Consider the following 21,588-nt stretch of genomic DNA (forward strand, 5'->3'; position numbering starts at 1 on the left):
CTAATAAACCTGATTATGTCACAAGTGGACAAAACCTGCAAAAACTATTTTTTGTCTTCTGGCTTCTCTTCAGTTGCTTCTGCATCACGAACCTTATCTTCAGCTGTTCCTTCTGTTTTAGACCCCTCTTCGGTCTTTTCAGCCGCAGCCTCGTTAGCCTTCTGCATTATTTCGCCAATTTTTTGTAGCGAAGCGGATAGTTCTTCGGTCTTAGCCTCTATGGCAGCCTTATCGTCATTTCCCTTAACTTCGTTTAAAGCTTTGATCTTATCCTCAATTTCAGTCTTAGTTTCAGCCGGTACTTTATCACCATGATCCTTAAGAGATTTTTCAGCGGTGTAAATAAGCTGCTCAGCGTGATTTCGTGTCTCAATCAAAGCTTTCTTCTTCTCATCTTCACCAGCATGCTCTTCAGCTTCTTTCTTCATGCGTTCAATATCGTCTTCACTCAAACCAGAGTTGGCCTCAATTCTAATTGATTGTTCTTTACCAGTTGATTTGTCCTTGGCTGTCACATTTAGAACACCGTTGCTATCAACATCGAAAGTAACCTCAACTTGCGGCACACCACGTGGTGCTGGTGGAATACCATCTAGTACAAATTTACCAAGTGACTTATTGTCTGTTGCCATTGGACGTTCACCCTGAACGATATGGATTTCGGTTGAGGTTTGGTTATCGGCAGCGGTTGAGAAGACTTGCTGTTTTTTGGTTGGAATATGTGTGTTTTTTTCGATCAACTTTGTGTTAACACCGCCCATAGTCTCAATACCCAGTGAAAGCGGAATCACATCCACCAGAGTAATATCCTGCACATCGCCCTGGAAAATACCAGCCTGAATGGCTGCTCCGAGCGCTACCACCTCATCCGGGTTTACACTCTTATTTGGCTCCTTACCAAATAGCTCCTTCACTGCATTTTGTATAGCTGGCATTCTGGTCTGCCCACCTACCAGTATGATCTCGTCAACCTCGTCTTTCTTTACTCCTGAAGCCTCAAGTGCGCGCTTAGTGATCTCAATAGAGCGGTCAATGTATTCGCTAGCAATATCCTCTAACTTAGCACGAGTAAGTTTAATATCCATGTGCAAGGGACCATCTGAACCTTGAGAAATAAACGGAATATTTATATCGGATTCAGCGGTTGAAGACAAATCATGCTTAGCTTTTTCAGCCGCTTCATCTAGTCGCTGCAATGCCAACTTGTCCTTACTTAAGTCTACACCACTGTCTTTTTTGAATTCCTCAATCAAGAAACGCACAATGCCTTGATCTATATCTCGTCCACCCATGTGAGCATCTCCGTCAGTTGATTGGACCTCTACCACATCGTCACCTACTTCCAGCACAGTCACATCAAAAGTACCACCACCAAAATCGTAGACAACGATCTTCTCTTCCTTTTTCTTATTAAAACCATACGCGAGCGCAGCGGCTGTTGGCTCGTTGATGATACGTTTCACCTCCAGTCCTGCGATCTTTCCAGCATCTTGAGTTGCTTTACGTTGCGTATCATTAAAGTAAGCTGGCACGGTAATAACCGCTTCAGTGATTTTTTCACCCAATTTAGCCTCAGCGTCAGCCTTCAGTTTAGACAAAATCATCGCCGACACCTCTTCTGGTCGATAGTCCTTATCACCCATCTTTACCAAAGCACCACCATCCTCGCCTTTTTTAACCTCATACGGAACAATCTCTTTGTCTTTCTGCACCGCCTCCTCGTCATAAGTATGACCCATAAAGCGCTTAATTCCGTAAATAGTATTAGTTGGATTGGTTACCGCTTGACGCTTGGCAATCTGCCCCACCAATCTTTCACCAGTCTTAGAGATAGCGACAATCGAAGGAGTGGTTCGGTTACCATCGCTGTTTTCTATAATGCTTGGTTCACCAGCCTCGATAATAGCCATCGCTGAGTTAGTTGTACCAAGATCGATTCCAAGTATTTTTGCCATAAAATAAGTAGTTAAATTAAAAATTTATAATTAAACATTCTGATTAACCTTTCAAAATTCCAGTAGTAACCCGTGCGTGCCTAATCACCTCAGTTTGGTCCCCCACTTTCATCTCATAACCATGCTGAACAACCGAAACCACCGTATCAACCATCCTATCGTCGTCCACTTCTTCAGTTCCAATCGCTTCGTCACGATACGGGTCAAATTTCTCTCCAGCCGGATTAATCACTTTGACTCCGTAAGACTCCAACAGCCGCATGAGCTGACCGTGTATGCCCTCGATACCAGTGCGCCAGGCTTTATCAGCCTTTTCCCAGGCTTCCTTGTCTGACATTGCCATTTGAAAACTATCACAAAGTGGCAGTAGCTCTTCTATATGCTTCTTTTGACTACGGACTCGGTCGCGAAGTCTTTCTTCTTCCAGTCGTCGGCGGGCATTAAGAAAATCTGCCTTAGCCCGTTGACCTTCCTCAAGGATTTCTCGCTTCTCCTCATTACAAGCCTTTAGCTTGACCTTGAGTGACTTAATAATATCTTTTTCGTTGTTTTCAATTTCTTCTAAATCAGGTTCCAAAACATCAGTTTCTTCATTGGTGATTTCAACATCATCCTGACTTTTATCTTCATTACTTTTGTTCACCATGTCGGCATTATAAATCTGAAAGGGTTGTTTGTCAAAAAAGTAAGCATCGGTCTTTTAAAGTTACGAGTAGAATATTTTGAGAACCTTTACCAAGTCATCTTTAGTCTTTGCACCCGACTCAATTTTTTCAATAAGTTCCTTGGGTGTGAACCAGTAGTAATCAACGAATTCGTTTGTGTTGTAAGGAGGAACTTTATCGTATTTTATTTCATAGATACACATATGAGAACTAACACTGTTTTTTCTTGGATTTAAGTAACCCTTATATTTCCAATTAATTTCTTCGGTATTAAAACCTAATTCTTCTTTTGTCTCACGAAAAAAAGCAGTCTGGTATGTTTCGCCACTTTCGACATGACCAGCCACACTAAAATCTAAACATGACGGAAAAATCCTTTTGTCAGCACTACGTAGCGGTATCTATAATTTACCTTCAGAATCTATTAAGAAGGCATTAATTACTCTATAGTTATTTAGCTTTTCAGAATATATTTCTGAACGTAATTTCCTTCCAATAACATCATCGTTATCATCAACAAGATCCAGATATTCATCTTCCATATACAACATACTACACAACTATCTCCAAAAACAAAATGACATCAAATTTCTTAACGAGACTCATGACCGCCTAAGTAAAAAGAGTCGCGAAGGCAACTCTTTTCTTAACGTTTTGTCCTCCTATCTCCTCATAAATATCGGGGATTCCAAGCAGAAGCTTGGACCAGAGTAAACGATAATCAATTTATCGTTTACCTCACGAATCACTAAGTATATTTGTTCGTCTTCGACTCCAAATCTACTAAGTGTTCGCGAGCCCGTCTCGACTGTTTCTTGATTTTATTAAATCAAGAAACATGTCTCCGACCGTCTAAGCTAATAAAAGCCGCGCAAGCGGCTTTTATCTTAACGCTTAGACCAAGCTGGACGTTTGCGAGCTTTGCGTAGACCGAACTTCTTACGCTCTACTGAACGCGCGTCACGCTTAAGGTAACCTTCACGCTTAAGTGGAATACGTCGATCAGCCTTTTCTTTTACCAGGGCTCGAGCGATACCAAGTCGAATCGCTTCTGCTTGAGACGATAGTCCGCCACCGACCACTTTGGCGCTGATTGAGTAATGTTCAATACCAGCATCCTGAGTATCGAGCACTGACTGAACGTCCTTCTGCAGGGCAAGCTGTCTAAAATACTCCTTGGCATCCTTACCATTTACGGTAACAGTAGTAGCTGAAGCAGGCACCAAACGCACGCGAGCTGTCGCAGTCTTACGACGACCAATTCCTTCTATGTATGCTGATTTTGTAGTTGTTGCCATATTTATTCAGATATCACCAGATTTTTTAATAAAACTTTCTTGAGCTTGTTGTTTGGTAACATACCAGCAATGGTTCGGCGCACCACCTCAGAGTAACCACGTCTCTCACCAAGGTGCTCAAGAGTCTCAGTCTTGCGTCCGCCTGGGTGACCAGAGTAGGTTTGATAAATTTCAGACTTCTTTCCCTCAGGAATATCTAACTTGCTAGCATTGGTTATCTCTACTCGTACATCAGCCGCCAAATTACGTGCAAAATCAGCTTGATCTTTACCATTTAGGATGGTTGCTACCTCAGTAGCCAAACGACCTAGCCGCTTACCAGCAGCATCAATTGTATGAACTTTTGTATTTGCTTGTGTTTCCATATAAATTATTCTACAAATTCGATAACCGCCTCCTCTCGCCCAGATGGCATACGACCGATTTTAATGACTCTAGTGTAACCACCGTTTCGTTCAGAAAATTTAGGTGCAATGTCCAAAAACAGCTTTTTAATAATAACATCACTTGGCTCACCAAGTCTGGTTGATACAGTTCGTCTAGCCGTTACTGTACCCTTTTTAGCATGAGTAACCAAACGTTCAATGCGTGGCTGTAGCTCTTTAGCCTTAGCCAAAGTAGTAGTGATTTTACCGTCTCTGATCAGTGACACAGAAAGTCCACGCAACAAAGCAGTGCGTTGATCAGTATTGCGGCCTAATTTTCGATTTTTGTTTGCGTGTCTCATATAATAATACTTACTCGGCTAGTGCCAAATCCATCTTCTTTAGAAGTTCAGTAATCTCCTCTAACCCTTTTGGTCCTATACCTTCGAGGGCTAGAATATCATCTTTTGATTTTCGCACAAGTCCTCCAACAGTTCGGATACTTGCCTCCTCTAGAGCCTGGGCAGTGCGAGCTGAAAAATCAAGTGTTTCAATCCTAGTTTTAAGAATATCAGAACTTGGTTCTGAACCAGTGTCTGTAGCAACCGCTTCCCGCTCTACCTCTTGTTCGTTAGATTTTGGATAAATTTCTTGAAAACCGATGATAGCGCTAAGCTGATGTACCATTATTTCAATCGCCTTTTCTAGTGCTTCACGCGGTGAAAAAGTACCATCGGTCTCAATCGCTACACGTAAGCGGTTGTAATCTGTACGGTCACCTACACGCATATTTTCAACTTCGTAGTTGGCGCGACGAATTGGTGTAAAGACAGCGTCCATGGCAATGGTTCCAATCTCAACCTTGTCTTTTTGGTGCACTTCGCGTGGGACATAACCCAAACCTTTCTCTACTGTTAATTCCATCTCTAGAACTGAGCTTTTAGCCGTTAGTTCGGCAATTGGTTGTTCTGGATTTAAAATCTCAACCTGCGTTGGTGCCTCCAAGTCAGCAGCTGTGACGAAGCCAGCGCCACTCTTCTTTAGTTTTACAGTCATTGGTTCGTCACCATGCAGTGAGAGACGAACTCGCTTAAGGTTTAGCAGGATGGTAAGCACATCTTCTCTTACACCATCAAGAGTACTGAATTCGTGTTCAGCTCCTTCAATCTTCACCTGAGTGATAGCTGCTCCTGGTAGAGATGACAAGATAATTCGGCGCAGTGAATTACCCAAAGTATGCCCATAACCAGGGTATAGATTATCAATTTCGAAAACTCCGTGAAACTCATCTTCTGAGACAACGCGGGGCTTTGACGGTAGGGTGACGTTTGTTTCTAACATAGTTTATTATTACAATTACGCTTATATAGCTTCTATCCTATCGACTGTAGTATTCCATCACTTGTTCAGGATCAAACAAAGTTTCGGCCGGATTGTATACTGGAACTGCATTCATTTTAGCTGATAATTTTTTGATATCTATAGACAACCAATTCGGTACACCAGCAGACTCGTGAGTATCGGCTATCTGTACGAATGGACCGGTCTGCTTACTACCCTCACGCACAGAAATTACATCACCAATTCTAACACGGTGAGATGGGATACTTAGCTTCTTTCCGTTCACTAAAATGTGACCGTGTGATACGATTTGTCGAGCAAAACGTCGAGTTTTTGCCAAACCTAATCGGTAGATGACATTATCTAACCTTGATTCCAAACGCTCCATAAGAAGAGAAATTGGTTGATGACTCTTTGCTACCGCCTCATCAACATAACGACGCAGCTGCTTCTCAGTAATTCCATAAGTAAAACGCATCTTTTGCTTCTCAAGAAGTTGACGCTTATAGTCACTCATCTGACGTGGGCGACCACCAGTTTTACCAGCTCTTGCCTGAGATAAGGCAAACTTTTGTGACTGAGTTTTCTCAAAGATTGGCGCACCGAGTCGTTTAGCAATCTTAAATTTTGGACCTATTTTCATAAATTATTTGATTACATTAAACACGACGTGGCTTAGGTGGTCGTGTACCATTAAATGGTACTGGTGTACGATCAGTGATTCGTAAGATTCCAATACCCTTACCTGAAAAAGCTCTTAAAGCCGACTCGCGTCCAGCACCAACACCGCGAACCACCACCTCTGCCTCCTTCATACCCATTTGCTGAGCCTTCTCTCCGATAATTTCCCCCACCTTTGCCGCTGCAAAAGGAGTACTCTTGCGAGACCCTTTAAACCCTAGAGCTCCACTAGAGGCGCTCATCACCGCATTACCCTTTGGATCACAAAGCGTGAGCAAAGTGTTATTGAAAGTAGCTAGAATATTTAACTTTCCAGCTGCTAACTTGCGCTTTGGAATCCGGTTTAGCGCTCTTGATGTACCTGACACATCTGATCCACCACCTTTTTTGATTATACGTTTCTTACCCATATGAAATACGCATTTAAACTAATAATTCTAAGTCTTCTCGAGCTTACGACGACCACTACCCATAGTTTTCTTAACTCCTTTGAGAGTGCGGGCATTGGTCTTGGTACGTTGTCCTCGTGCCGGTAGACGTCTAGCATGTCGAGAGCCTCGATATGACTGGATATCTTTAAGACGCTTGATATTAGCTGAGATCTCACGTTTTAGATCGCCTTCAATACGAAAAGATTCTACTTTCTCTCGCACAGCATTTTCCTGATCGGTTGAAAGATCGGTTGGCTTACTCGTATGTTCAATATTTAATTCAGTGAGTATATCCTTAGCACGTGACAAACCAATACCATACACGGTAGTTAGTCCGTAGGCTAATTGCTTCTCATCTGGAATTGTGATACCTGAAATTCGCATATATATATTTATCCTTGACGTTGTTTGTGACGTGGCTTCTTTTTATTGATGACAAAAACTACACCACGTCGTTTTACGATGATGTCATCAGGGCTCATTTTTTTTACTGATGATCTAACTTTCATAATTGCTTTTAGAGTCTCTTAGTAATTCGTGCTTTACCGCCATATGGATCAAGTACCATGCCAACCTTATCACCAACTAACACACGAATGCGAAACTTACGCATTTTGCCCGCTAGATAAGCAATAACTGTTTGCTTGCTATCATCAAGCACAACACGAAAAAAAGCATTGGGTAGCGCTTCTTCCACTACACCATAAGCTAAGTCATCTTTCGTCGTTTGTGCTTGTTGATCCATTAAACGTGAGTGAGTGTAACAAAACTGTTAAATATAGTCAAGAACATACTATAGGATAATGAAAACTATTTCACCTCTAGCTGTTCAACGACACTTATATCGTCAGGCTCTGACGGGAACGAACGCTTCCAAAATGGTTTTTCTGTAATCTTGCCATTAGCTATACCCGGATAAGCTGTAAGGACGGTAGTGATGGCGGTAAATGATTTTCCGGAAAGATCTTCCTGCAGCTGATTAACATCATAATCCCAAACGATTAGTGGACGACCAATGATTTTGAATGACAAAGACGGTTCGTTGGCAATGTTAATAGAGCTAGTATTTTCATCAGTATAACCAAAGCGTATCTCATCAATATTTCTTATCTGGACCGCCTCTCCACTATATGTGGTGATTGTTTCAGCAGCCATGAAGCTAGCGAAATCAGCTTTAGCAAATAGTGGTATTTGCAAAGTAGCCTGCTCTCGGATGGTCACCAAATTATCTCCATACTGAACTGCCGGCAATTCGTTGTATGTAAAAGTCACAGCGTCAGGAAAAGCAATGAAGCCAGCTGGTTTTTCGCTTTCTATTCTGGCTAACAAACCATCTCTTAGCTCCATTTGTAATGACTGACGAGCGGTAGCTAATTCATTATCATCTATAATAAATCTTGGACCCTTAAAACCACCTGTAAAAGTCTCGCTGTTTTCAGCATAAATCGCCTTGTAAAGTTCGTCTAGATTATTTTCTTTGAAGCCTGGAATATCAAACCTTGTACCAGCCGCTAGATTGTACTGCTGACCAACATCATCAGCAAAAACTTCAGCTCTGATAGACCCAGGAGTTAAAGCACCATCACCACCCTTCACTGCACCTGGCACCACTACTGACTCTTGAATTCTAAATATTAGGCCGTCTGGTGAGCGAAAACGAGTATTTTTTATCAACCTCTCTGAACCCGGAGTTGTCTTAACAATATTTACATAACCCTTAGCCTGCTCCTCCACTTCTTGCTGACCAGTGGCGGTAACTTGACGTTCGCCAGTTGATTCCAGGGTCATTATTTCATAAGATAGCTCAGCTTCTCGATGGTCTGGATAAGCTGTAAATTCAGCATTTACATTCGGCTGTTTAGACACCGGCACAACAGTTAAGGTGGTTTTAGACAGGATAGCAGTCAAACCGAATATACCGGCGATTAATACCAAAACTGCTACTATACCAACAATTATTCCGGTTCGATTTGACTTGTTTCCATCCTTGATAACGATAGTTCCAACATCGTCGTTAGGGTTTACTTGTTTTACCGGTGACTTAACGGCTTTATTAACCGCCTCTGGGCGACGGGGTTTGCGCACCTCAGCCGGTCTAATGTCTTGTAAGTTCCATTTTTGTGTCATAAATGCTAGTTACAGTATATACTTTTATAATTGTTCAAAATCTCGGTCATAACTGTTAGTGTGGAAAAACTGAGCCGATATAAGCATAGCAGTGTCCAGCTTTGTCTTTTTCATTTCTGAAATCTTGTCCTTGGAATATCTCTGAGTTAATAGATCTCCAGTTACATTATAAACTACATGAGAAGATTTGGTAGTCAAATTGGCCGCTTGAACTATATGATCTTTAAAAAACTCAGCTCTGGAATTATCACAGTGCATAAATAAGCTTTTAGGAATGGAAAGTTTATCACCGGTCTCATGAAACAATTCAACCAATTTTGCCTCATAAGCCTCTATTACAGCCTTTACATCCTCCTTTTGCTTACTTGAATATTTAATCAGTAAAGTATCCAAATCAGGCTCTGCTAAATAATTATGAGCTTCTTGGAGTGGTACCGACAAAATAGCAGACAATTCACGCGCCAGCGAAATTGAACCAAATGGTATATTGGTACAGTACTGTAAGATACCATCACGCACCACTCCAATCTCAGTCGCTTCGTAAGTCACATCAACCAAACAATACTCCCTTTGCTCAGGATATAAGTCGGAAATAGTATAGTAAAAGGCCATCATAAAAGAATATAGTTCAGGGTCAGCGGCTGGAAATAATTTATCCTTGACCTCTTCAACTTCCTGAACAATACTTTCCTGCGTTATGGCATTTAACTGAACCACCTTGAGTGATTTGGCTTTTTGTCGACTTGAAACCCGAACCGAGTAACCGTTAGCTATTACATCAGCTGTAGTTCTGGAGATCAATTCCAAACCTTGTTCGTGTATTTTTTCGTTCTCCTTTAATTCGACCTGGACTTTTTGCTCGGCCATACGTAACAATTCGTCCAGCAAACCTTTAGTAACAGAAAACTCATTTTCCTTGCTATACAAAATAGTTTTGGACACAGTATAAGACCACGGAGCCACAATGGTTACTTGGAGAGTTTTTATTTTAGCCCGAGGCGCCACCTCTTTTAATCTTGCCCGGCCCTCAGAATCCAGAAGCATCATAACACTCATAAAAGAAGTCATAACATTCTTAATACTTTTACTAAGGGAATCAATCTGTTTTAAAGGAGAATATTCTCGCTTCGCCCAGATAATATTTGGATGAGTTTTATTAACATCAGACTCAACAATAGAAGCTAATACACTACCTGAGCCAATGTCAATTACCGCAGCATATTCAATACTATCGTCACTCGATGAAAAGAATCCCATAATAAACTCCATTATACTAGAATTTATCAGTTAAACGTAACTTCAAGTGGATAGCTTAGAACCTATCTAAAATCAGATCGTAGCCTAAAGTGACCAAAATGATTTATGTGGTGAGATTTCAGACAATTCCTTACACCAACACTGCCTTAATACGTCTAATTCCAGCTGCTGAAGATTCCTCTTTTTTGATTTTAAACTCCCCTTGTATCTCGCTTAGGTTTCCAACATGTGGCCCACCGCACAGCTCTCTGGAAAATACCGTACCATCTCCACCTGTCATAGTGTAAACCTTAACTTCATCGGGATAACGATCCCAAAAACTAGCCTCAATCGTATCATCAGACTGCGCCTTATCTTTAGCCATCATCTCAATTGTTACTTGTCCACCGAGCTTAATAGCGTGGTTTACATACTCTTCTACCTTATCTAGAGTTTCTCTGTCTACCTTGTCAGGATGAGTAAAATCAAAACGAAGACGCTCACCGGTAATATTAGAACCAGCCTGATGCACATGATCACCCAAATATTTGCGCAAACCAGCCAAAAGCAAGTGAGTAGCAGTGTGGTAATACACTACCTTTTCTGAGTGGTCAGCCAATCCGCCTTTAAATTTCTGCTCCGCTCCCGCGCGTGATTTAGCTCTATGTTCTTCCATTAGTTTTTCAAAGCCAGCCCGATCTACCACCAAGCCTTTTTCAGCCGCAATTTCTTCAGTTAATTCAATCGGGAAACCATAAGTAGTGTATAAATCAAAAGCATTTTGCGCGCTAATGGCTTTTTTAGCGACCGGAGGAACACTTTTGTCTATAATCTTTTTTCCACCCACCTCTTTGGAGGTAACATGTACTTGCAGTGAAATTTTATTAAATTGCTTCAAACCACTCTCAAGCGTACTCCTGAACTGCTCTTCTTCTTTACCTATCGTAGACCTAATATCAAGCTCCTTTAATTTTAGATTTGGGTAATGATCACCGTAAGTTTCAATTACTTTTCCAGCCAGACCAGGAAGCATACCTTCTGGTGCAGATAACTGATCAGCAAACATCACTGACCGGCGCAAAAGCCGACGTACAAAATAACCTTGATCGGTATTACCGGGCAAAACTCCATCCGCAATCAAGAACACTGCCCCACGAATATGATCAGTAATCACTCGAAAAGCTGTTAGGTTATCTTCATACTTCTTACCAGACAGGTTTTCTATCTCTGTTACCACATTCCATAGCAAATCCACCTTGAACATGTCTGGATCGTTATTTTTAGCTGCGGCAATGCGTTCCAGACCACCACCAAAATCAACATTGCGCTGTGGCAATTTAGCAAAGCTACCATCTTCCTGCTTCACGTATTCCATGAAGACCGAGTTACCAATCTCTACAAATTGCCCCGAGTCGCTATTCGGGTGTGGCTCTTTGTCCTTATAGTCAGGGTGAGTAGCGTATTCTGGACCAAAATCATAGAAAACCTCGCTGTCAGGACCACCAATCTCTCCTGTCGGCATTTTGTCTGGTGTACCAGAACGACTCCACCAGTTTTTTCCAGCGTCATAGTAGAATATCCGCCCACCTTGCATACCGAGCTGATAGCCAGCCTCTTCGCTACCAATATGCACGTCCTTGGCTTCAATTCCCTTTTCTTTAAATAATTCTTGCCAGATAGCCACCGACTCTTCATCAGCCGGTATGCCAAGACTCTCATCTCCGGCAAATACCGTAACGTAGATACGTTCTGGATCAAGTCCAACTTCGTCTACAAGATAAGTAAAAAACCAACGTAATTGTTCTTTTTTGAAATAATCACCCAAAGACCAGTTACCAAGCATTTCAAAGAAAGTAGTGTGGCGATTGTCACCCACCTCCTCGATATCATTGGCGCGGAAACATTTTTGTGAGTCCGTGAGGCGCACCCCTTTGGGGTGCGCCTCACCCTGCAAATACGGAATCAAAGGCTGCATCCCACTACCGGTAAACAGTGTGGTCGGATCATTCTCAGGCACCAAAGCAGCCGACGGTATCACCGCATGTCCATTCTTCTCCATGAATTCCAAATATTTTTGCCTGATTTCGTTTCCACCCATAATTTCAATATAAAATACCACTTAGGTTGTTTAAAACCAAATTATACTATACTAAATGGAGCGATTTTGCGAGGGTTTGTACGATCTCACCACCTTTGAGACTCTATCTCATAATGTTCTCTATAATACTCCATGGGCGACAAAAGACCCAGTCCTTCATGCGGTCTCTCATGGTTATACCAATACAACCATTCATTCAGTGAATCATTGAAGTCAGGAATACTATCTCGAAGCAGGGATCGGTGATAAATAATGTGTTCTTCTTGAACGGTACGATTGAATCGCTCTATATAGGCATTCATCTTAGGACAACGTGGATAAGTGTGATAATGGTTGATGTTAAGAGTTAAACAAGCTTCGTGGAAGTATTTAGCGAATTCTGAACCATTATCAGTCTGTATCTCATCTATACTAAAAGGGGTATAGTGTATAAGTTGTTTTAGAAAGTCTCGAGCACTATTTGAAGAATGACTGGTATAAGTACGAGCGTAAGCAAACCGTCTTTCTATGTCTATGGCGGTGAGTATGTACCGTTTAGTGCCATCTATGTGTCTCACGATAGTGTCTATCTCCAAACCTTGTTTTTGTGGTCTTCTTTGTTTTTTAACCTTGGTTTTTCTTTGTTCTTTGTGTGTACCACTCTTAGCGTACCAAGAGAGCTTAACTGGATTCGGTAGTCTACCTAGTTCTTTAAGATCACTGATACAGCGATTAACATAGGAAACTGACACCTTGAATCCTTCCTTCTTCAATAGCGGTACCAGCTTTTTCCCACCAATCCGTGGTCGCTTAGTACGCCAGTTGATAATAGCTTGCTCTAGTGGTGGTGATATCTGTCTCACTCTTCGTTTCTTAGGAGCAGTACTCTTGGGGTCTAGGGCTTGGATATTACCATTACTATCATTTAGTTCTTTTTGCCATCTAAATAAAGTTGGTCTAGATACGCCAAAAGCATCTTTGGTGGTATTAGTACCATGTTTTTGCCAAAACGTGAGTATTTTAACTCTTCTTTCGACCTCCTGTTTGTTTTTCATTGTCTGCCACTTTAGAGCACTATCAGCCGCTTTGGCAAACCCTCTGGTGTTCCTTAAAATGTTATGTATTCTCATTACTCCTTATTTAAGGAGTCTCATATGTATGTGAGATTATTCAGGGTTAAAAAAACAAAAAACCGATATCATGCGATTAAACATAATATCGGTTTAGCCAAGGAGATTTACTGTCTATATTGTACTGTAAAATTCCTCAACTACAATTTCGTTTATTTCTTTATAGAAAAGACCTTCTTCTCGCACTGTTGGCTCCGTCAATGTTTCCATATTAATCGTTAGTCCGATTAACTTTTCAAAAGTCTCCTGATCCAAGATATCAGCATACATCTTGTACAGAACCCGAGCCTTGGCCATTTTGACCTCCAACACTTCCTCTGGTGTCAGCTGTTTGATATAAAAAATATCAAGACCAGCTCCAAAAGGTTTGTACTTTTCCAAAATAGGATTGTCTAAATCATGATCTTTTTCGCAAGTTGCAAAGCTTTGAGCTATCACTTCATCAGGAAATTCGAAATAGACAACCATCGCCGACCCACTATATCTCGGCGTATGCGACAACCCTTCAGGATAAGCTCCTGGATCAGGAAGACCCTCAACGGTTCGCACGATTTCAAACATGAACGTAGGCATAACAACCTCCCATTTAAGTTAAATTAAAAAAAGCAAACTTGCTGAGTATTATACATTCATTTTTATAAATGTCAATATTTAGGGTTTGAGTTTAAGGTTTCTATTTACCAAGCACCGCCTTCAACTCCTTCTCAATCTTCTTATCTACCGGCCCGGCGGCGCTGATTACTACGTTAGCTGGGTTAAGATATTTTTTAAGCACCTTATTCACTTCAGCTTTGGTGCAAGTATAAAGCTGCTCGCGGTATTTTTTATAATCCTCATAGCGAACTCCCGCCACCAAAGCACTATGTACATAACCAACAGTACCAAACAAAGAATCCTGAACCAATGTCTCACCAGTCCTTAAAATATCTTTAAATCTCTTCCACTCAGAGTCGGTTATACCCTTATAGTGAATATTTTTAATCTCACGCAAAGTCGACGACACGCCTTGTACCACATCTTTAGGAGCAAAAAAGGTCATAATTCGCCAATAGCCGGTTTCGATTTTCGACACCCCTTCGACTCGTCCGTAGATACTATAAGTCAAACCTTCTTTCTCCCGCACAGTACTCATCAGTCGCCCAGCAAAACTCCCCCACTTTCCTAAAACTGCCAAGCCAAAGGTAAACGGCGCTAGTTCTGCATCAGACATAGTTAATGGCAAATGACCACCAATTGATAGCTCAATATTTTGCTTACTAGCTACCACTTCAGTCACCAACCGACTTCCTTTCAGACTTTTTACCGACACCGCCCCTTCTAATGGTTTATAGTCAGTCTTTTTCTTGATCTTTTGGACCAACTTCAATACTGTCTTAATTGCGGTACTTTTTCCACCAATACTAACCACCCACGGTAAGGTCATAAATTCTTCGTGTAGTTTTTTTACATCAGCCAAACTAACTTCAGAAAAAGCTTTTTCCAGATCTTTTGGGGTAAATCGATAATGTCTATCATTTTCTCCATAAAAAGATCGCCTAAGACCATCCTGGGCCAATAATCTAGCTTCTTCTTTGTACAAAGATAAAGAATTTTTGGCTGTTTTTACCGCTCTGTCGTACTCACTCTTGCTAAAAGTTGGTTTGATCAAAACTGTCTCTAGTAAACTTAGAGTCTTAGTCAGATTCTGTTCTAAAGATTTCACTGATATAGTTACTCTCCCCTCGCTAGCCCCCACCTCAATACCAGAACCAAGCTCATCCACCGCACGTAAAAAGTCCTCTCGACTATATTTACCTGCTCCAGACAACAAAAGATCGCTATAGACAGACGCTGTTATTACTCCTCTTGCACTATTATTATCGTGACAATCCACTGTAACCAAAACAGATACCACCGGCGTATCTTTCTCAACTGTGGCGCATTCAAAATTAGAATATGACTGAGTTTTTATTTCCATAATTAAATACTTTTATAAGTTCCAATAGTAAGGTTATTTTCGGTAAATAAAGTCTTTAAATTATTTTGCACCTCTTTAACCGTAATCTTTTTCAAAATTTCCTCGGTCTTAAAGTAGACAGTCCAATCACCAGCTGACACATACTCCGTTAATTCACCGACAATACTAAGACTACTGTCACGACCAAAGAGTTCACTACTGACAGCTTTGGTAATAATCGCTTTTAGTCTTTTCTTTATCCAATTAGCATCGACTTTAGAAATTAATTCAAAAACTTTCTTTTCAATTTCTTCATGACCAACTCCATCAGCCAAGGTTATATAAATGATACCTAAATTTGCATCTTTGGTCGGTTCTTGCATAGTTGACACGTCAGAAGCCAAACCAGTATCAACCAAAGCTTTCTGCAAAAGACCATCTTTACCGCCCGCCAAGAGCTTGAAGGTCACCATAGTAGTAAACCACTCCTTCGTTGGGAATCCATCGTGTTTTATCCCAATTGCCAACAGGTTAGTAGTACCCGGTCGCACTATCTCTACTCTTCTCAACCCTTCTTGTTTTGGCTCAATAATTTCTGGTCTAACTTCTACCTGAGGCTCTGGCTCTAAATGTCCGAAAGTAGCCACTATTTCATTTAAAGCAGCTTCTAGATCAATATCACCAACTACCATTAAAGTGGCGTTATTAGGACGATAAAAGTGGTCGTAAAAGCGCTGGAGTTTAGTAGTAGTATAACGTTCTATATCCTGCCGATAACCAATCGTCTCGTGTCCATACGGATGACAATGAAAAGCTGAACTCACCATATCAACCGCAATGGCAAATTCCGGTTCACCGTTGTACATATCGAATTCACTAAGTACGTTAGTGCGTTCCGGTTGAAATTCTTTATCGGTCAAAACTACATCACGCATTCTTTCGGCTTCTATCTGTAAAGCGCGAGAAAAATGTTTTGCATCATAAGAAAAGTAATAAGTGGTACGATCTTTCCAGGTATTAGCATTAAGAATTGAGCCGGTCTCACGCTCAAACCTCATCGCGCCTCCCTCATGTTTTCTTTTCAAATCATGACTAGTTGGTTTAAAAACCATATGTTCAAGCATATGCGCCAGCCCAGTCTCACCAATATTTTCATCTCGCGCTCCGACCAAATAAGTGATATTAGTAGTCACCACTCCAGTGTCCGGTATATGTTTATACAACACCGTCAGACCGTTACTTTTTAACTTATATTCACTGATGTCTTTTACTGTTCTAACGTGCTTGAATTTCTTATGTGTCATAACGATGCTCCTCGGCTTCTATTGTCTTATTAATAAATTGCTTGAATTCCTCAAAAACATGATTAAACTCCTCAACTATCGGGCTTTCTAAGCGATCATTGATTATATCACCAATCTCCTGATAGACTTCAAGTCTTTCGTCAAAATTTTTACCAAAATCCTGGGCGTAGCGTTCGTAACTGTCAGAATAATCTTCCACCATCGTACGGAAGTTATGAATCTTATCAGCCGCCGCTACCAAGAGCGCTTCGTGTGGAGCGTGCCTCAATTGCTTGGCATAAGCTTCTTTCTTCTCTCGCCATGTCAATTTATGTTCCCCTTTTAACTTCGGCTCAGTAACTGCTTCTACAATATCACGCACCCGACCACCAAAATCCTCCTGCAATTCCTCAATAGTGTAGTCGGTGTCTTCAAGCGTATCGTGAAGTAACGCCGCTATGATTACATCTTCATCTTGAGTGTAGTCAAGGAGCGTAAAAGCCACCGCAATCAGATGCGTAACGTAAGGAAAAGGCATCGAACCTTTTCTGAGCTGCTCCTTATGCAAGACCGATGCCGCTCTGATTGCCTGTTCAATCCGATATGAATACATGTTGTATGTAGTGTAGCATCCAAAACAATATTAGGAAACGAATATCTAACTCTGCCACCCTTCAGCTTTCAACAATTCCCTTTTTTTCTGCTCGCCACCTCGGTTATATTCCCCTACCTTTCCATCGCTTCTAATTACTCGATGACATGGAATACTGGGGTCAAAATTTTTTGCCATCAAGCTGGCCACTGCTCGATAAGCTTTGGGATGTCCGGCCAGCTTAGCTACTTCGGCATACGACTTAGTCTGCCCGGCTGGAATCTGCCGCACTACAGCATTGACCTTATCTCTAAAACTATTTTTGTTTTTTTGCATTATGAATAGCCAGTAACTTCTTACCACAAGCTTCACGATAAGGACAAAATTCACAGTTAGCTCCAGTCGTCGGAATATCCTCCTTGCCTAATACTTCCTTTATCTTTAGTAGAGATTCATCTATCCAAGCATTATCACCTTCACAAGGCACTAGAGTAGTTTCAAAGATGAGTGTATCGTCAAAACTATCTTGATCCTTGCGGGCATTAGCATAAACAAAATAACCGACCTTATCGACTGCAAAACCGTTTTTCTCTAAAAGCCACTGGTATACTCCCATCTGCCGACGGTACGAATCTTCCCAACCACTATTGCTTAAAGACTCGATTTTTTCGTCTTTTGAAGTAGCTTTGTAGTCAACTACGATCAGACTTCCGTCTGGTTTAACCCAAATATCATCCACTGCGCCTGACACAGTAAAACCGGTCTCCTCGTGCTTGTAGGTGATACCGGCAAAGTTGTCGCGCCATTCGTCCATTTTCTCGTGCTTGAATGGTATCGCCTCGATCTTGTTCTCTAGCATTATCGGATGTTTCTCGCCTGTCTCGCGGTAGGCATCAAATTCCTTTTTAAATAATTCGTCAACCGCTACGTTTAAAGTAAAGGCCGGTCCACGCGGGCGCGCGGTACCAAGCTTGTTATCCAAATAAAAACACCGTGGACATTCTGTAAAAAGCTCAATCTTAGAGCGTGATAATTTCCAATTAGGCCCACCATAATTCCAATCAGGACTACGGTTAGGGTTGTATCTCTTTTTAAATTCTGCCATATGGGCAGTATAACATTTTTGGAGAAACATAAGAAAAACCCCTACACCGTGTAACTTTTGGTGTAGAGGTTTTTAGATCTAAAATCAGTTTAAGCTGATTCTTTCTTTGATGTAAGGAAACCAAACAAGGAGCTGAACGCCCTTGAAATAAATGATTTATGTTCACCCTTTTCGCTAACCCCAACCCTAGAAATAACGACTTCTGGTCGATTAATTTTCTCCTCAACCTTAATGACGATTTCGGGGTCAGTGCTGGCAACTTCAGTCACTGCCATCTGAGCCAATTTCTGAATTGCCAGTACTTTGATTCCTATATGACAATCATCAGCAAGCTTGCGCCAACGACGTTCAGCTAAGTTAAACCCAGTCAACTTTTCCAGAGCTATCTTTTCCAACTCCAGGTCACTGATTGCCCTTATGAGCCAAAGCACATCGTCAAGACTACAATTGGCCTTTTTTATCAAAGGATAGACCTTTTTGCGGTTTTGTTCATTCAGCGAACGAAACAGTCTGACAAACTCGTCTCTATCTCCGCCTCGTGGCAAACCCGGATTTCTTTTTTTAAAACAGCTTAAGTTTAATATCTTCATGTACCCTCCTTCGGGTAAAAGTTATATTAAAAAATGAGCGTATTGCAGATCAAAACATAACATGTTTTTATGTTATAGTCAATAGCAACAATTTTCGATGGAAATCCATTCCGTTAAAAAAACACCCCTTGGGGTGTTTTTTTACTTCTCTTTTTTATTTCTTGGTTAGAAACTTACTTTGAAGTGGCGGTAAAAGTATCAAAGATAGTATCAATCTGCTTGTCATCAGCTAGACTGAACTTACGGTCACCACTTTCCTCAAACACTACTACAGCGTACTCGCGGCCGGCGATAGTTGGAGTTTGTAGGATGATACTACTTGGTACCAAGCCCTGCTCCTCACTAAAGCGAACTACACCAAGAATATAGCCTAGTTGACCATCCCGATAATCACGAATACCAACCCAACCTTCCCCTACTGGGTAAGTAGCACTCTCCATAGCGATGCTAGTGCTTACCGGCTGATCGTTAACCACAATCTTACCATCACCAACCGACAATTTCTTCTCAACTGGAGCAGAATCACTTGCGGTGCCGCCCTTATCTTCTGAAACACTGCTGGTAGTTTTCTCCTCATCAGCCTTGGTTGATGTGGTCTTCTGATCCTTGTCTGCCTTCACCTCTTTATCATCATCACTCTGGGTGGTTGGAGCATCGGTGGTTGGACCAGAAAAAGCCCAGACCAAAAGTCCACCAATTAGTAAACCAACAATAAATGAGACCACTGTCTTCTGACCCTCTTGCTTTTCTTCTGCCATATTTTGCTTAATGATTTTCTGAAAATAGTAATGTGGGCATTATAACACGGCGCTAAAAAGCTCTATATTGACAAAAAAACAATTCTGAACGCTTATTTTACCTTGGTAATTTGCAAATCTCCCTCGCTTCATCAATCAATTGTTCTTGTTTTTTAGCACTTAAATGTAGGTGTTTAAGAACTCTGGGGTTTTTTACCAAATCACTGCAGACAATTACATCATATTCAATCAGCGTTTCTATTTGCGCTGTCGACAAATTCTGCAAAACCGTTACCGGATAAATTCCAGCTCTTTGGATTCTGTCGTGTAAATTATCGCGCCTTGGGTAATCCCAGCTCAGCATTTTAAGACCAACACATTCACCATACTTTTCGGCTGTGGAGGTAAATTTGGTATTTGTAACCAACCAAAACTCAGAAATTCCACAAATGCTTTCGTGGCAAATACTTTGGTCACGCAAATCGAGTAGCCGAGCGTAAGAGTACATAGCTACCTGCAAATCAGATTTAATACCGGGCCGAGCATGGAACTTAGCCTCACCAACAAAGCTGTGAGAGTCATGGAAAGCCGCGATATCAATTTCATGTGGAGCACAATGCCCCTGTATAACTAAGCCAGTTCGCGTACTATATCCATCGAGCTCAAACAGTCGACCAAGAAATTTTTCAAACGGAAAACCAGTTGGTCCTAAACTAAACAAAGCTCGTCTTAGAGAATAACGAGCCGCCGCTGGTATCTCATTTCGTTTTAAAAGCTCAAAAGCTCGACGGTAGATCTCTTGTGTCCTAATACCATCATATATTTCTTTTCCTATCTGTGCCACGACACTGTTAACCTCATCCGGCGCGGCGCCGGCGCGGCGTAAGGAACGTCGTAATTTTTCAACCTTAAAATACTCTACCGAACCATCAGCCTTTATTATCTGGACTTGCATTACGCTATGATACCACCCAAGACACAAAGTGAACCACGATATAATACACAAGACTGACCAGAAGCGGCCGCATCAACCGACTTATCTTTTATACTTAAGACAAGCTCAGTGTTTGTAACCTTCTCAACCCTGACCGCAAATGGTTTTTGTCGGTAACGAGTTTGGGCTTCAAGTTCGTCACCCACCTCAACTTCCCCTCTAGCCACAACATCCTTTAATACCAGCTCGTCACTAGATTTCACCTTAGGTCGCTGACTGGAAACTGTGATCGTGTTGTTTTCAGTATCCCTATCCACCACATAATAAGCCTCTCGGTGTCCATCAATAGTATCAATGGTAAAACCATGACGCTGCCCCAAAGTGTATACTATAGCACCCTTGTGACAACCAACAACTTCCCCCTTTTCATCCAAGACATCTCCCGCTTGTAAATCAACAAAGTGTGAAATAAATTCAGGTATATCAATATACCCTAAAAAACATACTCCTTGGCTATCTTTTTTAGTTGCAGTTGGTAGACCAGCTTTATCTGCCTCATGCCGAATATCCTCCTTAGTAGTATCGCCGACCGGAAACAGTACATTTTTCAGCTGCTCGTTGGAAAGTGTCCACAAAAAATACGTCTGGTCTTTATTTTCATCAACTCCTCTATGCAACTCTGGACCATTGTCACCATCAATCCGTCTAGCATAATGTCCGGTAGCAATGAAATCAGCTTGGTGTGTTTTAGCAAATTTTAAGAAAGCACCAAATTTTACATACTTATTGCACATAACATCAGGGTTTGGCGTTCGTCCCACTGTATATTCCCCAATAAAATATTTGGCAACCTCGTCACGATATTCGGCTTCAGCGTCACAGGTGAGAAATGGTATATCAAGATGAGCAGCTACCCGCATTGCGTCTAGACGTTCTTGTTCCCAGTTACATACCAAAAAATCCGGATGCCAGACCTTTATAAAAACACCCGTTACATCATAACCCTGCTCTTTCAGTCGCCAAGCTGCTACCGATGAATCAACCCCGCCAGACAAACCAACAAAAACCTTTTTTTTATCACTCATAATTTTATGAACGCTAGCAA

The 21,588-nt window shown here is 41.4% G+C and carries 25 protein-coding genes and 1 pseudogene; all 26 read right to left on the reverse strand.

What is annotated here, in order from left to right:
* Positions 1-44: 44 nt before the first annotated feature.
* The 26 genes and pseudogenes from dnaK to mnmA all read right to left on the reverse strand — a co-directional run bounded on the left by dnaK (position 45) and on the right by mnmA (position 21,568).
* On the reverse strand, positions 45-1,955 hold the full coding sequence (dnaK, locus tag H6779_00545) for a molecular chaperone DnaK (GenBank protein ID USN87919.1): 1,911 nt from the start codon (positions 1,953-1,955) through the stop codon (positions 45-47).
* 43 nt (positions 1,956-1,998) lie between these two features.
* Positions 1,999-2,601: a nucleotide exchange factor GrpE gene (locus H6779_00550; GenBank protein ID USN87920.1), complete on the reverse strand. Its 603-nt coding sequence runs from the start codon at positions 2,599-2,601 to the stop codon at positions 1,999-2,001.
* Between the two features lie 60 nt (positions 2,602-2,661).
* A pseudogene (locus tag H6779_00555) lies at positions 2,662-3,162 on the reverse strand (NUDIX domain-containing protein).
* A gap of 345 nt (positions 3,163-3,507) precedes the next feature.
* Positions 3,508-3,918 carry a 30S ribosomal protein S9 gene (gene rpsI / locus H6779_00560; GenBank protein USN87921.1) on the reverse strand — a complete coding sequence of 137 codons (411 nt, stop codon included), beginning with the start codon at positions 3,916-3,918 and terminating at the stop codon, positions 3,508-3,510.
* 2 nt (positions 3,919-3,920) lie between these two features.
* Positions 3,921-4,283: an uL13 family ribosomal protein gene (locus H6779_00565; protein USN87922.1), complete on the reverse strand. Its 363-nt coding sequence runs from the start codon at positions 4,281-4,283 to the stop codon at positions 3,921-3,923.
* 5 nt (positions 4,284-4,288) lie between these two features.
* Complete coding sequence (gene rplQ, locus H6779_00570) at positions 4,289-4,645, reverse strand: 50S ribosomal protein L17 (protein USN87923.1); 357 nt, start codon at positions 4,643-4,645, stop codon at positions 4,289-4,291.
* 10 nt (positions 4,646-4,655) lie between these two features.
* Positions 4,656-5,624 carry a DNA-directed RNA polymerase subunit alpha gene (locus tag H6779_00575; protein USN87924.1) on the reverse strand — a complete coding sequence of 323 codons (969 nt, stop codon included), beginning with the start codon at positions 5,622-5,624 and terminating at the stop codon, positions 4,656-4,658.
* A gap of 37 nt (positions 5,625-5,661) precedes the next feature.
* Positions 5,662-6,267, reverse strand: a complete 606-nt coding sequence (rpsD, locus tag H6779_00580) for a 30S ribosomal protein S4 (GenBank protein USN87925.1) — start codon at positions 6,265-6,267, stop codon at positions 5,662-5,664.
* Positions 6,268-6,283: 16 nt separating this feature from the next.
* Positions 6,284-6,715, reverse strand: a complete 432-nt coding sequence (gene rpsK, locus H6779_00585) for a 30S ribosomal protein S11 (GenBank protein USN87926.1) — start codon at positions 6,713-6,715, stop codon at positions 6,284-6,286.
* Positions 6,716-6,742: 27 nt separating this feature from the next.
* Positions 6,743-7,120, reverse strand: a complete 378-nt coding sequence (gene rpsM / locus H6779_00590) for a 30S ribosomal protein S13 (GenBank protein ID USN87927.1) — start codon at positions 7,118-7,120, stop codon at positions 6,743-6,745.
* 8 nt (positions 7,121-7,128) lie between these two features.
* A complete protein-coding gene (gene rpmJ / locus H6779_00595; protein USN87928.1) occupies positions 7,129-7,245 on the reverse strand; it encodes a 50S ribosomal protein L36 in 117 nt (38 codons plus the stop codon).
* 8 nt (positions 7,246-7,253) lie between these two features.
* Positions 7,254-7,481, reverse strand: coding sequence for a translation initiation factor IF-1 (infA, locus tag H6779_00600; protein ID USN87929.1), 228 nt, complete (start codon positions 7,479-7,481; stop codon positions 7,254-7,256).
* Between the two features lie 65 nt (positions 7,482-7,546).
* Complete coding sequence (locus H6779_00605; protein USN87930.1) at positions 7,547-8,863, reverse strand: hypothetical protein; 1,317 nt, start codon at positions 8,861-8,863, stop codon at positions 7,547-7,549.
* 24 nt (positions 8,864-8,887) lie between these two features.
* Entirely contained in the window at positions 8,888-10,120 is a 1,233-nt protein-coding gene (locus H6779_00610) for a hypothetical protein (GenBank protein ID USN87931.1), read from the reverse strand.
* Between the two features lie 130 nt (positions 10,121-10,250).
* Positions 10,251-12,197, reverse strand: coding sequence for an alanine--tRNA ligase (locus tag H6779_00615; protein ID USN87932.1), 1,947 nt, complete (start codon positions 12,195-12,197; stop codon positions 10,251-10,253).
* A gap of 86 nt (positions 12,198-12,283) precedes the next feature.
* Positions 12,284-13,306: a transposase gene (locus H6779_00620; protein USN87933.1), complete on the reverse strand. Its 1,023-nt coding sequence runs from the start codon at positions 13,304-13,306 to the stop codon at positions 12,284-12,286.
* Between the two features lie 114 nt (positions 13,307-13,420).
* The gene (locus tag H6779_00625) at positions 13,421-13,867 is read right to left on the reverse strand and encodes a hypothetical protein (protein ID USN87934.1); all 447 of its coding nucleotides are present in this window, start codon (positions 13,865-13,867) and stop codon (positions 13,421-13,423) included.
* Positions 13,868-13,979: 112 nt separating this feature from the next.
* Positions 13,980-15,263 carry an insulinase family protein gene (locus tag H6779_00630; GenBank protein USN87935.1) on the reverse strand — a complete coding sequence of 428 codons (1,284 nt, stop codon included), beginning with the start codon at positions 15,261-15,263 and terminating at the stop codon, positions 13,980-13,982.
* A 2-nt stretch (positions 15,264-15,265) separates the two neighbouring features.
* The gene (locus H6779_00635) at positions 15,266-16,546 is read right to left on the reverse strand and encodes an insulinase family protein (GenBank protein USN87936.1); all 1,281 of its coding nucleotides are present in this window, start codon (positions 16,544-16,546) and stop codon (positions 15,266-15,268) included.
* Positions 16,536-17,138, reverse strand: coding sequence for a bifunctional (p)ppGpp synthetase/guanosine-3',5'-bis(diphosphate) 3'-pyrophosphohydrolase (locus H6779_00640; protein USN87937.1), 603 nt, complete (start codon positions 17,136-17,138; stop codon positions 16,536-16,538). The genes H6779_00635 and H6779_00640 overlap by 11 nt, the downstream gene beginning before the upstream one ends.
* A 45-nt stretch (positions 17,139-17,183) precedes the next feature.
* Positions 17,184-17,453: an MGMT family protein gene (locus H6779_00645; protein USN87938.1), complete on the reverse strand. Its 270-nt coding sequence runs from the start codon at positions 17,451-17,453 to the stop codon at positions 17,184-17,186.
* Entirely contained in the window at positions 17,434-18,222 is a 789-nt protein-coding gene (locus H6779_00650) for a PD-(D/E)XK nuclease family protein (protein ID USN87939.1), read from the reverse strand. The genes H6779_00645 and H6779_00650 overlap by 20 nt, the downstream gene beginning before the upstream one ends.
* Before the next feature lie 89 nt (positions 18,223-18,311).
* Positions 18,312-18,812 carry a hypothetical protein gene (locus H6779_00655; protein ID USN87940.1) on the reverse strand — a complete coding sequence of 167 codons (501 nt, stop codon included), beginning with the start codon at positions 18,810-18,812 and terminating at the stop codon, positions 18,312-18,314.
* A 173-nt stretch (positions 18,813-18,985) separates the two neighbouring features.
* A complete protein-coding gene (locus tag H6779_00660; GenBank protein USN87941.1) occupies positions 18,986-19,570 on the reverse strand; it encodes a hypothetical protein in 585 nt (194 codons plus the stop codon).
* 97 nt (positions 19,571-19,667) lie between these two features.
* Positions 19,668-20,504 carry an ATPase gene (locus H6779_00665; GenBank protein ID USN87942.1) on the reverse strand — a complete coding sequence of 279 codons (837 nt, stop codon included), beginning with the start codon at positions 20,502-20,504 and terminating at the stop codon, positions 19,668-19,670.
* Positions 20,504-21,568, reverse strand: a complete 1,065-nt coding sequence (gene mnmA, locus H6779_00670; protein USN87943.1) for a tRNA 2-thiouridine(34) synthase MnmA — start codon at positions 21,566-21,568, stop codon at positions 20,504-20,506. Before mnmA ends, H6779_00665 begins: the two co-directional genes overlap by 1 nt.
* Between the last annotated feature and the right edge of the window lie 20 nt (positions 21,569-21,588).

Source organism: Candidatus Nomurabacteria bacterium (assembly GCA_023898525.1).
Taxonomy (GTDB): domain Bacteria; phylum Patescibacteriota; class Minisyncoccia; order Phycocordibacterales; family UBA918; genus OLB19.